The organism is Fulvivirga sedimenti (assembly GCF_020328055.1).
The window spans coordinates 1,035,680-1,051,887 of sequence record NZ_JAIXNE010000003.1; the positions used below are offsets into that span (position 1 = coordinate 1,035,680).

The following is a 16,208-nucleotide window of genomic DNA, read 5'->3' on the forward strand; positions in this document are numbered from 1 at the left end:
ATACGGTTATGTTCGATATGATGAAAATGATGGGCAAGGTTAAGGAAATGCAGTCCCGCATGAAGGAAGCCCAGGATAAACTTGCCGACATTGAAGTGGAAGCTGAATCGGGTGCAGGCATGGTGAAAGCTCGCGTCAACGGACAGAAAAAACTCATTTCGGTGACGATCGATGAGTCACTAATGAAAGACGAAGATCGCGAAATGCTGCAGGATTTGATTGTAGCAGCGGTGAACAAAGCAACAGATGAAGCAGAAATTCAGGCCAAAGAGGAGATTCGCAAAAGTACAGAAGGAATCATGCCAAACATTCCCGGACTGGATCTGAGTGGAATGATGTAAATGAAAGACCTGGCAATTGTAATTTTAAATTTCAATGGCAAGGAACATCTGCGACAGTTCCTTCCGTCGGTCATCATGCACAGTGAAGGGGCGCGTATTATTGTAGCAGATAATGCCTCTACAGATGATTCGGTGGCATTTCTAAAGGACGCATATCCTTCCGTAGAAATCATTCAACTGGAGGAGAATCTTGGGTACAGCGGCGGCTATGATCATGTTCTGAAGCAAATCAGTGCAGAATTCTTTTGCCTTCTGAATTCTGATGTGGAAGTTACCAGCGGCTGGCTTGAGCCGGTTTTGCAAATATTCGCTGAAAACGAATCCATTGCCGCTGTTCAGCCAAAAATACTCTCATATTCACAAAAAAATACCTTTGAATATGCCGGTGCAGGCGGCGGTTTCATTGATCAATATGGATTTCCCTTTTGCCGGGGAAGAATCTTTGAGTCCTACGAAAAAGATGAGGGACAATATGATGATTCACGGGAAATTTTCTGGGCAAGTGGCGCATGTTTATTCATTCGGTCTTCGGATTTTCTGTCATCGGGCGGACTTGATGAAGATTTTTTTGCGCACATGGAAGAAATCGACCTCTGCTGGAGACTTTGGGGCATGGGTAAAAAAGTTTATTACCAGGGAGCCAGTACTGTATACCATGTTGGCGGAGGAACGTTGAGCAAGTCAAATCCTAAAAAAACGTACCTTAATTTCAAAAATGGACTAAGCCTTCTCTATAAAAATTATACTGCTGATTTACTGATCAGAACCATGATCATTCGGGTATTATTCGATTTTGTAGCTATTTGGCGTTTCATTTTCATTTTACAATGGCGCCATGCAGGTTCGGTGATCCGGGCCCATGCTGATTTCTGGTCACAAATGAGCCTGAATCGAAAGAAACGATCCGAGAGTCAGTCGCTTATGCGCATAAGCGAGACCCAAGTGATATATAAGGGAAGTGTTGTTTTGCAGTATTTTGTTGGCAGGCGTCGCAATTTCCGGCAACTCAAATCCATTAAGGGGTTTTAAACCTCCTTAATAATACCAGACGGCATTATTTCTTCTGCGCAGGTGTTTGCGCATATTCATAATAAATGCCAGTGCCAGGTATATTAAAACAGGTGATCCGAACGTCAGGAAAGATGCATATATAAAATACATTCGAATACTCGAAGATGATATTCCAAGCTTTTCTCCCATCCGTGTACATACACCAAAAGCCTGCGCTTCAAAAGTATCCTGGAGTCTTTTTAGCATAATTGGTAAAGAGTTAATTAAGGTCTATTTTATAATACACTTAAACGCCTTAAAAAGTTTACTGATCGACATATATGCACATTCACAAATATAATATGCACTTATTCAATTGTACCTTCTAAATTCCTGAAATTTTAGTTAAATTTGCACTCAAATGTTTTATTAAGGAAATAAATAAAGATATTTACACAATTCAACCAGTCATTTAAAAATAAAAACCAATGAGAAAATTATTCTACGCTATTGTACTATTCGGATTGATAGGCCTTTCGGGTTGCGCTCTGAACCAAATGGTTAAAATGGCTGAAGATCAAAACCTCACTGTTTCTCCCAATCCTCTCGAGGTACATGCAGATACGGTAGCTTTTGACATGTCTGCCAACCTACCAGTTAAAATGTTGAAAAAGGACAAAGTGTACACAGTACGCACTTTTTACAACTATGGAGAAAGCGAAGTAGAATTAGAAGCCGTTCAATTCCGTTCCGAAGATTTCCCTAACGCCAAGGAAGAAGCTCCTCAGCAGTCGAAAAGCTATGCATTCCCTTATTCGCCTGCAATGAACCCTGGCGAACTTCAGGTACAGGGTGTGGCGTCCGATCCCAAAAACGGGAAAACAAAGGAAACTCCCCGTATGACCGTAGCACCTGGTTTAATCACAACTTCTAAAATGGTGATTCCGGTTGCTTATGCTGCTGAAGCAGATCACGGTTACAACAATCAGGAAGAGCTGATCCCTACCCGGGTTAATTTCTATTTCAACCAGGGAAGTTCTGTATTGCGCAGTTCTGAAAGAAGCGGTGATATGGGTAAAAAGCTTGACGCGTACATCGCAGCCAAGAACCTTACCCGCACAGTTACCATCACAGGTACTCACTCTCCTGAAGGTCCGGAACGTGTAAACTCCAACCTGGCAAAAAATCGTGCCCAGGCAATCGAGTCTTTCTACCGTCGTGAAATGGACAAATATGATTACGAAGGAAAAGCTGATTCCATCAACTTCATCATTAAGGATGTAGTTGAAGACTGGACTGTATTCAAAGATTCCCTGGCCCTGTATGATGGTCTTTCTTCTGAAGAGAAGTCAGCATGGTTGAATATCATCAATGCTGGAGGAACATACGAGCAGGTTGAAGATAAACTTCATACACTGCCCACATACAACAAGGTATTCCGTGAGCTGTATCCTAAACTGCGTACTGCAAAAACTGAGATCCTTACAGTAAAGGAAAAGAAAACAGATGCAGAGATCGCTGTTCTTGCGAAGCAGGTTGTTGGCGGATCCGTATCTGCTGATACATTATCAGCTGAGGAAATGATGTATGCTGCATCCATGACTCCTTCACTTTCAGAAAAAGAAGCTATTTACAAGGCGGCTATTCAGAAAGAAGACAGCTGGAACGCACACAACAACCTTGCGGCTACATACATCGCAATGGCAAACCAGAATCCTTCGCGCCGTGCAGAATACATGGAAATGGCTGAAACTCAGTTAGAGATTGCAGCAAATCAGAATCCTACTGCTGAGGTTCATGGTAACCTGGCTTCTGTAGCGCTGGCTAATGGCAATCCTTACAAAGCACATGAGCATGTAACCAAAGCACTTTCAATGAGTCCTTCTAATGAGGTAACTCAGGGTCTGAATGGTGTTAAGGGTGCAGCTGAGATCATGATGGCAGATTACACTTCTGCTCAGACTACGCTTGCGAATGCTACTCAAACTAAAGAGAACGTATTCAACAAGGCGCTGGCACAGGTTCTTGATAAGAGATGGCCTCAGGCATACGAGACCCTTCGTGGTGAGTATACCAACACTTACGGATCTGAAAAAGATGAGATGTACGGTAAAGCTGCTTATCTTACAGCAATCGTAGCTGCCCGCCGTCAGGCAGGTGAAGATGATATCGCCACCATCCTGAAGGAAGCATTCTCTGCTGATCCAAGCCTGAAAGAAAAGGCAATGAACGACCTTGAGTTCCTGCAGTACAGAAGCTACCCGCAGTGGACTGACGCGATGAAATAATCGTTTAAAACATCTGAAAAAAGGCTCTTCCGTAAAGGAGAGCCTTTTTTATTTTAACGAAAATTGTTTTTTGATAATCTACGCTGATGTCCTAATTTTGGGGACCGTTTAACAAAGGTAAAAATGAGAGAAATTCAATTCAGAGAAGCGCTCGGCGAAGCCATGAGCGAAGAAATGCGTCGAGATGAAAAAGTGTTTCTTATGGGCGAAGAAGTGGCCGAATATAATGGCGCTTACAAGGTTAGCCAGGGAATGCTTGATGAATTCGGTCCGAACCGGGTAATAGACACCCCTATCGCTGAGCTTGGGTTTGCAGGCGTAGGCGTTGGTGCCGCAATGAATGGACTGAGACCCATCATTGAATTCATGACGTTTAATTTCTCTCTCGTAGCCATTGATCAGGTTATTAACAGTGCTGCCAAAATGATGTCGATGTCAGGAGGACAGTTTAACATACCTATGGTATTTCGCGGACCTACCGGTAACGCAGGGATGTTAAGTTCACAGCACTCACAGAACTTTGAGAACTGGTATGCGAATACCCCGGGTCTGAAGGTAGTCGTTCCATCGAACCCTTACGATGCGAAAGGTTTGTTAAAGTCATCCATTCGCGACAATGATCCGGTTATCTTCATGGAATCAGAATTGATGTATGGCGATAAAGGCGAAGTCCCTGAAAGCGAATACCTGATTCCGATCGGATCAGCAGATATCAAACGCGAGGGAGAGGACGTTACCATAGTCTCATTTGGAAAAACCATGAAGGTTCTTTACGAAGCGGCTGATGAACTTGCCAAGGACGGCATCTCTGCTGAATTGATCGATATGCGTTCTGTACGTCCGCTGGATTATGCTACCGTGGTGAATTCAGTAAAAAAGACAAATCGCCTGGTAATCGTTGAGGAAGCATGGCCGTTAGCAGCGATCAGCTCGGAGATCACCTATCATGTTCAAAAATATGCCTTTGATTTCCTTGATGCCCCTGTGCATCGTGTGAACAGCATGGATGTACCTCTTCCTTATGCACCCACCCTGATTGATGCCATTCTGCCGAATGCAAAGAGAACGATCGAGGCGGTGAAAAGTGTGATGTACGTTAGTTAATTACCTCCGGGAAAAACAAGGCATTAATATAAATGACATTTCTGCGCCCGGAATCCCCCTTGACACGGTGACTTCCCCAGGCGTAAAAAACGTCATTATTGATCGACCATAGCCCGTTCACATCATTTAGCTCATAAACGAGTGATTCATTCTCATTCTTGAGTACCAGTGGGAAAATGAATTCCTCCCCTTTTGTTGAACCAAAGGAAGATTCCGCATAAACAATGCCTTCTTCGTGTTTGTACCCATATCTCAGTACAGTATCATCAAAGGCAGCGGCAGTTAACGGGGCTGCACTCGCCCGGTCCTGCTCCTGAACAGCCATGGAATTATCCCACTTTACTAAACCATTAGGATCAAATCCTACCGACCAGCGTTGCAAAAATTCCGGAATGACCTCGGCATTTTCACTGGGAGATTCAAAAAAGAGCTTTCTGAACAGTCTTAATTTATCCGGATATAGGGCATCTGCAAATACATTGTTTCCATATCCATTGTGTGGGTTGCTTCTCGAACCACCAAAATTTCCATACGAATTCCGAACACGTCTCTGTCTCGCAATCTGCCGTGGCACCAACTGGAACATCTCTATATCCATCAGCAGTTCATCACCCACCAGTTGAAGATCATTGACAAAAAGGACCTTATTGAACTTTATATCATTGCCGCTGACCGACTTGCGCTCTACCTTCTCTGTCAGTCGCTCCTTTTGGTTAACATCGGCATAGTCAAAAAAATGATCAAATTCACTTATGCCATGATAATGTACAACATCCTTATCCTTACCGGGTTGGACGGATACCATGAATGTTCCCTGTGTCAAATTAAGTTTGTTGGATCCGTAAGTACCCGCGATGATGATATTCCCGTTAATAAAACCAAGCGACCGTGCAGTTACCGCTTCATTTTGCATTACAATTGTTTTCTGAAACAGCATTGAAGTACCTCCGTATGTAGTCACATGAAGTAAAATGACATTACCGCTTCTTTCCTGAGTGACCAGATTGATTGATTCCTGATCATTATTTAAGCTTAAATCGAGAAAATCAGCACTTAGTGGTCTCACTGGCAGTAATGAAAGCGTCGATTTACCTTCTTCAAATACCATTATTGTTGGTACTCCGCGAACATATCCGCCAAAATAAATTTTGCCCCTAACAGACATGGCTTTCACCAGATCAAAAGGCAACTCATTTTTAATTGAAAATGGCTGTACCCTGCCGGATGAAAAGTCTATTTTAACTATTTTATAACTTGGGATCTCTATTTCCGACTGCTCATAGATAAGAAACACTTGTTTATTTTCATGTATTACCCGTTTCAGTTCAAAGGAAGGATCGGTAATCAATGTATCTGTCGCGATGGTTCTTAAAAAAGGATCAAGTAAATTGACTTGCACATCGAAAAAATCAACCTTGTGCTCTCCCCTCACTTGTCTCAAAAAAACCAGACCGTTTTCTCCAGCCGGAAAAACCGCAAAATCTTCATTTCGCAAAGAGATATTGGTTTCGTACCGGAGTTGTTTAACCTGGGCAATGGCGGATTGAAGTGCAATTGCACTTACCAGCAAAATGAAAATGAATCGCATAGGCTGTTTGTTATTCCATTATTAGAATAACAATTCTTAGGCGAAAGGTTCTTAAAAAATTACTTTGTTTATAAAAATCACATTCCGTTTTCCTTCGGCACTGGCAACCCGGTGAAATCCCCACACATAAAAGGCATTGTTGAACCAGTATCCGACACCACCGGTCTCTTCATCGGTACTTTTTATATTATCCTGATCTTTTTCGAGGCGTAATGGAATCCAGTTCTCTTCGACCGGTACAGATGAATAGGGAATTGATTTATAAACGATCTCCTCCTCATGCTTATAAAGCATATGAACAAAGCTCCTGTCGGCATAGGCATCTACCATGCTTGAAGTGGATGTTTGCTCCAGGTCTTCAACGACCAGGCTGTTATCCCATTTCACATCTCCATCACCAGACAAACCTATCACGATGGCTTCCAAAAACTCGAATTCCAGTGTATTCTGTATATCATCATACCCGCGATATGCTTCCCTGAAATAACGATATCGGTATGGATTGTAAATGGAAGTAAAACGGTCGTACGGGGAATAATAGTAAGGTACATTTCCACGCTGATAATTCTGATCATAGACCTCTGCAAACAAAACATACTCACCGTTGACCTCTATCATATTGTGAAGGAAAAGCCGAAGACTTAATTTCATATCCTTCCCTCTGCCCGACATTTCAGAAGCCTTTTCTTCCAGACGCTCAGCGCGCCTCGGACTTGTATAGTCGAAGAAATGTTCAAAATTTCCAAAGTCATGGTATTTGACGGTATTATCCTGCCCCTCCGGCTTAATTATAGCAAAATACAGGCCCTGAATAAAGTTGGAATTCTGCGATCCGTAGGAACCCGCTATCGCGATATTTCCGTTAACAAAACCCAGTGTCAGTCCGTCAATAATCTGCAAATTATCCCGCATTTGTACTTCACGTTCAAAAAGAATATCGGAATCATAGCTGTAGGTACGCAGCCGCAGGAAGTATCCAGAATAGGAACGTTCCATGGTCACGATGTTATAGGTGATCCCGTCCATATTGGGCCGCAAATCAATGATATCGCTCTTGGCAGTAAAGTATCCCGGAACTACATCGAATTTCTTATCATTAACGGTGTAGGATAGAATTGTAGGACTCTCACGAACATATCCTGCCATCACCAACCGGTCCTGTACAGCGATTATATTGGTGAGTTCAAATGCCAGCTCATTTTGAATGGCATAGGGTACAATTCTACCGGACTCAAGATCGATCTGAAGGATGAGAAACTCACTTACTATACGATCTGCTTCCACAAAAACAATGTACAGGTGGTTCCTGAAATGCTCATAGGCGCGGAAGTCAAATTTTGACTCAACGGACAGTTCCCTTGTCCACTTTTCTTCGAGGTCAGTATCCAGGTTGGTCAGAATCCATTTGTTTTCCCTGCCACGAACAGAATTGTCTTCGCGCACCAGCAGTATTCCGTATTCACCTCCCGGAATTACCGTGAAGTATTCACCATTGTCTTTCTTTTCCTGTTCATAGCGCGCTACCTGCTCCTGCGCTGAAACTGTTAATGTTAGAAGCAGTAAACCTGCAAAAAGTATCAGAGTTGTTCTCAACATTCAATTCTTGCTTTTCTCAATAATCAGGTCAAATTCATTTTTGGTAACCGGCTGTACGGACAGCCTGGAATTTCTGACCAGCACCATATTGGATAATGCCGGATTCCCTTTTATGTCCGCCAACGTTACGGGCTTCTCAAAGGTGGATTCCGGTTCAATATCAACGGCTACCCACCGGTCGTCATCGGTGGATGGATCCTGATAGGATTCCTTCACCACCCGGGCAATTCCCAAAATACGTTTTTCATTTACACTGTGATAATACAGGGCCAGATCTCCTGATTTCATTTCCTTCATGTAATTCCTGGCCTGGTAATTTCGAACGCCGTCCCAGAATGTCCTTCCATCCCGTAACAAATCATCCCACGAATAGGTGCCCGGCTCTGTCTTTAATAACCAATAGTTCATGTGTTATTTATTGATACAACCAAGATCATTTGGTTAAATTTACATAATTATCAATAACATCAATAACCATACCGCGCACGTGGAAAACAAGGAAATTATCAGATTATTACGCAGGACCGCTTCACTTATGGAAATCAATGGAGCCAATGAGTTTAAGGTACGTGCTGTTAATAACGCCATTTTCAACCTGGAACGTGTGACGGGCAAACTGGAAGACATGAGTCCCGAAGAATTACAGGGGCTCAAGGGAATCGGAAAAAGTATTGCTGAGCAGATTGCCGAGATTATCGCAGAGAATGAAAGTACTGAATTGCGTAAACTCCTGGATGAGACTCCCAAAGGCGTCGTTGAATTACTTAATATCTCCGGGGTCGGCGCAAAAAAAATTCAACTACTCTGGAAGGAACTCAATATTACTTCTCCACTTGCTTTGAAAGAGGCAATTGAGGCGGGCAAACTAAGCAGTGTGAAGGGCTTCGGCGAAAAAACCATCCAACAAGTGACAGAATCACTGGATTTTTACCTGAACAATAAACACAAGCTGCTGATCTCAGAAGCCCTGACTTGGAGCGAATCGATAATCAGGACGTTTTCAGATCAGTTAAAGGAATATAAAATAAGTGAGACAGGTGCCTTGCGGAGGCGGGACCTCATTATATCAGAGTTTTGCTATTTGGTTGAAGACAAGGATGATGTTTTCGAAAAAATCAGCGGCATCGATGATTTTGCCATGGACAGAAAGCGATCAAGTCCGTTCAACTGGCGCGGAATACATGAACCTTCCGGTATGCACCTGCGCTTCCGTAAAGCTGATCCGGCTCACTTTGAAATTCAAAAAATGCGGACAACCGGGCCGGAAAACCACCTGAAAGCATTAGGCCTGGGTACTGCCCCATATAAATTTTCAAATGAGGAGGCGGCCTATAAAAAAGCAGGATATCCGTTCATTCCACCTGATGTAAGGATAGCCCCGGACATACTGCATGCCGATCCGTCAAAAATAGAGAATCTGATTGCTGAAGACGATATCAGGGGAATCCTGCATGCACACAGTACCTATAGTGACGGACAGTATTCCATCAAAGAGATGGTTGAAGCCTGCCGCAAAGCCGGCTATTCCTATCTTGGCATGACAGATCACAGCAAATCATCCTTTTTTTACGCTAACGGGTTATTTGAAAACCGTGTTCAGGACCAGTTCAGGGAAATCGATCAACTCCAGCAGGAATATCCTGATTTTAAAATATTCAAGGGGATTGAATGTGATATCCTGAGTGACGGTTCACTTGATTATACCAATGAATTTCTTGAGGGTTTTGACTTTATCATTATTTCAGTGCATTCAGTTCTTCATATGGACATCAAGACCGCGACGGCAAGACTTGTAAAAGCGATTGAAAACCCCTTCTCTACCATATTGGGTCATCTCTCCGGACGGCTTCTGCTGCGCCGGCAGGGTTATCCCCTGCACATGCCAACGATACTCGATGCCTGCCGTGACAACGGAGTTAGTATTGAGATTAATGCAAATCCGCGCCGACTTGATATAGATTGGTCATACCTTCCTGAAGTACTTGAACGCAATATTAAAATCAGTATTAATCCGGATGCTCACAACATTAAAGGGATTAATGATGTTAAGTTTGGTGTTATGGCGGCTCGAAAAGGCCTGGTAACACCCGCCGATAACCTTACTTCGCTACCTGCTGATGAGCTCACCAGGTTTTTCAGCGAGCGTAAAGCAAAAAGCATACAGAAAGTAAGTCATGAGCATTAAAAAAATCCTTATCATCCGGTTTTCTTCGATTGGCGACATTGTACTTACCACTCCGGTCATTCGAAACCTAAAGACACAACTGGATGATGCTGAAGTCCATTTTTGTACCAAGAAGGCTTTTCATTCCTTACTTGTGGCAAATCCATATATCGATAAGATCCACTTGCTTGATGATGATCTGTCTGCCCTGATACAGCAACTCAGGCAGGAAGATTTCGATTATGTGGTGGATCTTCATAATAATTTACGCACCCGCATAATTAAAGCCCGTCTAAAGACAGATGGCAGGGCTTTTAATAAGCTTAACCTGGAAAAGTGGCTGATGGTCAACCTGAAGATCAATAAGCTGCCAAATCGACATATTGTTGACCGCTATATGGACACCGTTGCTCCCCTGGGGATAAAAATGGATAATCTTGGTTTGGATTATTTCATCCCGGATGACGAGAATGTATCTCTAAGCAGGCTTCCTGATGCCTTCCGGAGGGAATATGTGGCATTTGCAATCGGAGCACAGCATGCAACAAAACGGCTTCCGCTGAACCGGCTTATTGAACTATGTGATAAAATTAACAAGCCGATCATTCTGCTGGGAGGAAAGGAAGATGCAGAAACCGGTGATCAGATTGTGAAATTCTTCGGGCGAAATGAACAATCCCAACCTTTTGAGGAGGGATTGCTGGAATTAAATAAAAAAACGATCATCTATAATGCCTGCGGAAAATTCTCAATCAATGAATCGGCATCACTGGTAAAACAGGCCAGGTATGTATTCAGTCATGACACAGGCCTGATGCACATTGCTGCTGCATTTAAAAAAGAGATTTTCAGCATATGGGGCAATACGATTCCGTTATTTGGCATGTACCCCTACAGGACACGATTCACCGTATTCGAAAATAATCGGATCAATTGCCGCCCGTGCAGTAAAATCGGCTACAATAAATGTCCGAAAGGACATTTCAAATGCATGAATGAGGTAACTTTCGACTTCTACCTCCCCTAACCAATCACTACTGACTACCTGCCGGCAGGCAGGCCTGCCCTCCTGGAGGCGGGCTGACTATTGACTATCAATAGGCTCTCACCATCTTCCCTTCCATGTAGTTCACAAATGACCGGTTTGCCACGCGCATACCGCCACGGGTAGGAAAATTCCCTGTAAAATACCAGTCGCCCAGGTGGTTCGGACAAGCCTCGTGGAGGTTTTCAACGGTTTGGTACAGAACTTCAAGATCCGCCGTCATTTCTTCAGGTTTAACTATCTCGGCAATTTTTGCAGAGATCTCTTCTACGCTAAACTCATTATACAATGTGTTTACATGATTGATAGCTTCGCCTTTTTCCAGTGCCCACTTGGCGCGTTCGTAAACCTCTCCGAGCAGATGCTCCTTATTATGGTCTTTGATCAGCCCTACCATGGCCCGAAAAGCGACGAACTCACTCATTTTCGACATATCGATGCCGTAGCAGTCAGGGAAGCGTATTTGAGGAGCAGAAGATACGATTACAACCTTCTTGGGTTCAAGGCGTGCCAGCATCGTAAGGATGCTTTTCTCAAGGGTAGTCCCGCGAACGATGGAGTCATCCATGATCACTAATGTATCCACCCCTTTCCTGATCACCTCATATGTTGTATCATAAACATGGGCAACCATCTCATCGCGCGAGTTATCATCGGTAATGAATGTACGCAGCTTCGCGTCCTTCAGGATAATTTTTTCCACTCGTGGTCTGAACGTAAGAAAATCCTCGAGTGAATCCATGACAGGCTTCTTTTCAAGGACAACTTCCTTGCGAAGAGCACTCAGGTAGTCTTCCATACCCGACATAAGTCCTAAAAATGCTGTTTCCGCCGTGTTTGGAATATATGAGAAGACTGTGTTCTTCAGGTCGAAGTTAATCGCCTTTAATACCTGTGGTACGAGCAATCTTCCAAGCTGTTTACGTTCCTGGTAAATATCAGGGTCCGTTCCTCTGGAAAAGTAAATCCGTTCAAAACTGCAGGAGGTCTTAGTGCCCGGTTCAATAAATTTAAACTGATCTGCTTCCCCATTCTTTTTCATGATCAAAGCATGACCAGGTTTGATCTCTTCTATTTGCTCATAATCGACATTGAAGGCCGTTTTTATTGCGGGCTTTTCAGATGCCACTACGATGACTTCATCATCCTTGTAAAAATATGCAGGGCGAATTCCATTCGGGTCCCTTGCCACAAAGGCATCCCCGTGCCCAACCATTCCGGCCATCGCATACCCTCCATCGAAATCTTTACAGGCCCGGCTCAAAACACGCTGGAGATCTATCTCGCTTTCAATGACCTCGGTGATCTCCTGGTTTGAATACTCATCCTTGTATTTCCTGAAGATCTCGTTATTCTCTTCATCGAGGAAGTGACCGATCTTCTCCATTACGGTTACCGTATCCACTTTTTCCTTTGGGTGCTGCCCCAGCCGAACGAGAATATCAAAAAGCTCATCCACGTTGGTCATGTTGAAATTTCCTGCAACAACGAGGTTTCGGCTTCTCCAGTTATTCTGACGCAAAAAAGGATGACAATTCTCAATACTGTTCTTTCCGTGTGTACCATACCGCAGGTGGCCCAGCCACACCTCACCGGTAAAGGCACAATTCTCCTTCATCCATTGCTCATCATAGAAACGTTCCCCGCCTTCATTCCTGGCGCGCTTATATTTCTTGGCAATTTTCTCAAAAATTCGCTTAATGGGTTCCTGATCGATTGATCGATAGCGGCTGATGTACCTGAGTCCTGGCTTCTGATCTATCTTTATATTTGCAATTCCAACCCCGTCCTGACCCCGGTTTCGCTGTTTCTCCATCAGGATATACATCTTGTTGGCAGCGTAGGCGGGAGTCCCGTATTTTTCAATGTAGTAGGCTAACGGCTTTCGCAAACGAACCATTGCGATACCACATTCATGCTTGATCTGCTCGCTCATTGCATATATTTAAGGTACAAAGCTAATACTATTGATCGATCCCATCAACCACTCGGGTTTAAAGAATATAATTAATACGGCTAAAACTAAAATTGTTCCCAAAAAATTCTCCTTTGTCCATATTTTTTCCGCCGACCACAATTGCGCCTCACTCTTCCGAAAGATCATGTAATACGGAATCTTCAAATAATACGCCAGCGATATAACAGCGTTAACGACTGCAAACAGCAGTAGCCAGAGAATGTAACTGTCTTCCAGTACCGAATAAATTTCCGCCAGTCCGCCAAAGAGGAACAGTTTTGCCGTAAATCCGGCGGTTGGCGGCAAACCTGTAAGTGCGATCATCCAGATGACCATGCTCACGGTTTTCCAGCCCGACACAGCAGAGGCACCTGTCATGTCTTCCAGTGTTTCAGTTCCAAACCTGATTTCATAATAATTCAACAAATGAAATGCACCGACGGTCATCAGAACATAGGTCGCAGCATAGAAGTACACATACGCCGGATTATCCCGTACCAGCAGTAAACCTGCCAGCATGAAGCCGGTATGCGCAATGGCCGAAAATCCCATCATCCGTTTCATATGTTGTTGCCGGAGTGCTCCGAAATTTCCGGCAAGCATCGAGAGACCAGCCAGGATTGCGGTAACATACATTGATTCTGTTAAAAAATCAGTCCATCTCAACAGAAATGCTATGGCAGCTACTTTTGGAACGGTCGATAAAAGCGTAATTACCGGCATCGGCGTAGCTTCATAAACGTCGGGTACCCAGATATGAAACGGTACAGCGGCCACTTTGAACATCAGGCCAAAACTGATTAATACCAGCACAGTGTAGCCAAGCGGGGTTGACCAATGATCACTCAGGGAATTGGCGACAGCCAACGAAAGGTTTCCTTCCAATCCATAAAACAGTGAAATCCCGTACAGCATCAATGCGGATGAAACAGCCCCGAAAACGAGATATTTAAATCCCGCATCAATATTCTTTCGAAATAATGGCAACGCTACCAGCATGTAACCCGAAAGGGACATTATTTCAACTGAAAGGTAAACCAGAAATAAATGGTTCGCCATCACGAGGAAATGGGCCCCCAGTAACATCATCAGTGTAATAATCACGTATTCACCGGAGATCGTTCTCAAATGCCGTGATGTGCGAAACAGGAGGATTGCCACAACAGCCGAATCCAGCAATGTCTTCCACCAAATTGCCGATTCATCAAATGTGAACCAATCTCCCGGAAGATAAGTGCTGTTCATTTGGCTCAGTACCAGCGAGACAAGAATTCCTAAAATTCCAATAATATGCGCGACCTGATGTGGAATGCCTCTTTTTAGCGTTGAAACAGTGACCAAAAGTATAGTTACTGCCAGCACAACTTCGGGCAACAGGAAAGGCAGCAGGTTTGTAAGATTATCAAGAATTTGTGCTACGCCCTTCATACTCCCCTGCTGGTCATTAACAATTCCTTCGCATGAACGCTAATCAAATCGATCATTGAGTTGATCATTGGGTTTATCCAGTCGAGAAACAACGAAGGAAATATACCTAAAACGATCGCAAGAATGCCGAGTGGAATGAGCATCACATATTCACGCCGGTCCAGATCCGGCAGGCTGGCACCGGATTTCCGAACAAAAAACTCACCGAAATACATTCGCTGCAATGTCCATAAATAATAAGCAGCACTTAGAATCATCCCAAGGACAGCAATGGCCGCGTAGGTTCGGCTCACAAATCCGTTCACCAACTGGGATGCGAAGGCACCGAGAAGAACAAGGATTTCAGCTATAAAACCAGACATACCCGGTAAACCCATGGAGGCAAAAAAGAACAATACGGAAAGTACTGTAAATGCCGGCATTTTTGAAGCCAGTCCGGAATAATTAGATATGGATCTGTCGTGAGTCCTGTCGTAAATCACTCCCACCAGGATAAATAACGCCGCAGAAATAATACCATGACTGAAAAGTTGATAAATCGCGCCACCGATTCCCTCAGCGGTGTTCGATGCAATGCCGAGCGCAACAAAGCCCATATGGGAAACCGATGAATATGCAACCAGTCTTTTCAGGTCTTTACTGGCAAGGGCATTCATGGCTCCATAAATTATGCTGATGACCCCAAGCAGTGCAACAAGCCATGCAAAGTGCGTGGCTCCGTCTGGAAAAATGAAGTAGCCAGCCCGGATCATGCCGTAACCTCCCACCTTCAGAAGCACGCCGGCAAGAATTACCGAGATTGCCGTGGGAGCCTCCACGTGTGCGTCCGGGAGCCATGTATGAACAGGTACGAGCGGCACCTTAATGGCAAATCCGGCGAATACCAGAAGAAATGCCCACATTCTAAGAGATAGTCCGACAAATACGGTTTCGTTGAATTTATCAAGCAAACTGCCGGGTATAATATTTCCCGGATCAGTCATGAAAATCATATTGAAAGTATGTACGATGCGGTTGGCCGGAATTTCTCCGTTCTTCAGCAGAATCTGCACTGTTTCGGCATCTACCATCAGTTCACCGGCGGTGGAAACCGGGTCGATTACTGAAAGGTAAAGTGCGATCATTACGATCAGGATCAGAACCGATCCAAACAACGTATAAAGAAAAAACTTGATGGCTGCATAATCTTTTCGGGGACCGCCCCATAATCCGATAAGGAAGAACATCGGAAGCAGCATAAATTCGAAAAACAGGTAGAACAGCAGAAAATCCAGCGATGTGAAGCATCCTATGATGGCACCATTCAGGAGTAGGAAAAGGGCAAAATATCCTCTTCTCCGGTCTTTCACCTTCCAGGAAGCGATTACACTTACGAGGAGAATGAGCACACTGAGTACAACCATCCAGACATTCAGTCCGTCCAAACCGAGGAAATAATGCGCAGAAAGAATCCCAAGATTACCCAGGTCCAAATTGATCCATTCCCTGTATTCAAGCCACTGAAAGCCACTCATAGATCCCGGATCCGACAATGAAGGATCGAAGCCATTGAACACAGGTATGAGCAGCACTGCCTGAAGAAGGCTTACAACCAGCGCAATCCATTTAAAGGAATGGTCCCATTCCTTCGGAAGGATTAGCATTACCACCGATGCGGTAATGGGAAGAAAGATCAACAGACTCAGAAGGTAATCCGTTATCATAAAG

13 protein-coding genes are annotated in these 16,208 nt (G+C 44.0%); 6 read left to right on the forward strand and 7 right to left on the reverse strand.

The genetic code is table 11. From position 1 onward, the window contains the following. Positions 1-8 precede the first annotated feature (8 nt). Both LDX50_RS16890 and LDX50_RS16895 read left to right on the forward strand, forming a co-directional pair. Positions 9-341, forward strand: a complete 333-nt coding sequence (locus LDX50_RS16890; RefSeq protein WP_225698485.1) for a YbaB/EbfC family nucleoid-associated protein — start codon at positions 9-11, stop codon at positions 339-341. Further along, entirely contained in the window at positions 342-1,370 is a 1,029-nt protein-coding gene (locus LDX50_RS16895) for a glycosyltransferase family 2 protein (RefSeq protein ID WP_225698486.1), read from the forward strand. A 6-nt stretch (positions 1,371-1,376) separates the two neighbouring features. On the opposite strand, the gene LDX50_RS16900 is transcribed toward LDX50_RS16895, so the two are convergent. Further along, positions 1,377-1,598, reverse strand: a complete 222-nt coding sequence (locus LDX50_RS16900; protein ID WP_225698487.1) for a PspC domain-containing protein — start codon at positions 1,596-1,598, stop codon at positions 1,377-1,379. Positions 1,599-1,819: 221 nt separating this feature from the next. Here LDX50_RS16900 and LDX50_RS16905 point away from each other — a divergent pair, with 221 nt between their 5' ends. Together LDX50_RS16905 and LDX50_RS16910 are read left to right on the forward strand one after the other, a co-directional pair. Next, positions 1,820-3,619, forward strand: a complete 1,800-nt coding sequence (locus LDX50_RS16905; RefSeq protein ID WP_225698488.1) for a hypothetical protein — start codon at positions 1,820-1,822, stop codon at positions 3,617-3,619. Between the two features lie 123 nt (positions 3,620-3,742). Then, positions 3,743-4,723 (forward strand): pyruvate dehydrogenase complex E1 component subunit beta, encoded by a 981-nt coding sequence (locus tag LDX50_RS16910; protein ID WP_225698489.1) that lies wholly within the window; start codon positions 3,743-3,745, stop codon positions 4,721-4,723. Here the strand turns inward: LDX50_RS16910 and LDX50_RS16915 are convergent. The 3 genes from LDX50_RS16915 to LDX50_RS16925 are packed head-to-tail and all read right to left on the reverse strand — an operon-like array spanning position 4,716 to position 8,315. Next, positions 4,716-6,311, reverse strand: coding sequence for a hypothetical protein (locus tag LDX50_RS16915; protein WP_225698490.1), 1,596 nt, complete (start codon positions 6,309-6,311; stop codon positions 4,716-4,718). The genes LDX50_RS16910 and LDX50_RS16915 overlap by 8 nt on opposite strands. Before the next feature lie 51 nt (positions 6,312-6,362). Beyond that, a complete protein-coding gene (locus LDX50_RS16920; protein ID WP_225698491.1) occupies positions 6,363-7,907 on the reverse strand; it encodes a hypothetical protein in 1,545 nt (514 codons plus the stop codon). Then, complete coding sequence (locus LDX50_RS16925) at positions 7,908-8,315, reverse strand: EVE domain-containing protein (RefSeq protein ID WP_225698492.1); 408 nt, start codon at positions 8,313-8,315, stop codon at positions 7,908-7,910. A gap of 79 nt (positions 8,316-8,394) precedes the next feature. Between LDX50_RS16925 and LDX50_RS31030 the strand changes: the two genes are divergently transcribed. Beyond that, the gene (locus LDX50_RS31030; protein ID WP_225698493.1) at positions 8,395-10,092 is read left to right on the forward strand and encodes a helix-hairpin-helix domain-containing protein; all 1,698 of its coding nucleotides are present in this window, start codon (positions 8,395-8,397) and stop codon (positions 10,090-10,092) included. Then, the gene (locus tag LDX50_RS16935; RefSeq protein WP_225698494.1) at positions 10,082-11,098 is read left to right on the forward strand and encodes a glycosyltransferase family 9 protein; all 1,017 of its coding nucleotides are present in this window, start codon (positions 10,082-10,084) and stop codon (positions 11,096-11,098) included. The genes LDX50_RS31030 and LDX50_RS16935 overlap by 11 nt, the downstream gene beginning before the upstream one ends. Positions 11,099-11,165: 67 nt before the next feature. Here LDX50_RS16935 and LDX50_RS16940 read toward each other — a convergent pair whose 3' ends face one another. Genes LDX50_RS16940 through LDX50_RS16950 form a run of 3 tightly spaced genes read right to left on the reverse strand, consistent with a single transcriptional unit; the run spans position 11,166 to position 16,204 of the window. Then, positions 11,166-13,052, reverse strand: a complete 1,887-nt coding sequence (locus LDX50_RS16940; RefSeq protein ID WP_225698495.1) for an amidophosphoribosyltransferase — start codon at positions 13,050-13,052, stop codon at positions 11,166-11,168. Positions 13,053-13,061: 9 nt separating this feature from the next. Beyond that, a complete protein-coding gene (locus LDX50_RS16945) occupies positions 13,062-14,501 on the reverse strand; it encodes an NADH-quinone oxidoreductase subunit N (protein ID WP_225698496.1) in 1,440 nt (479 codons plus the stop codon). Further along, positions 14,498-16,204, reverse strand: a complete 1,707-nt coding sequence (locus LDX50_RS16950; protein ID WP_225698497.1) for a complex I subunit 4 family protein — start codon at positions 16,202-16,204, stop codon at positions 14,498-14,500. The genes LDX50_RS16945 and LDX50_RS16950 overlap by 4 nt, the downstream gene beginning before the upstream one ends. Positions 16,205-16,208: the final 4 nt, after the last annotated feature.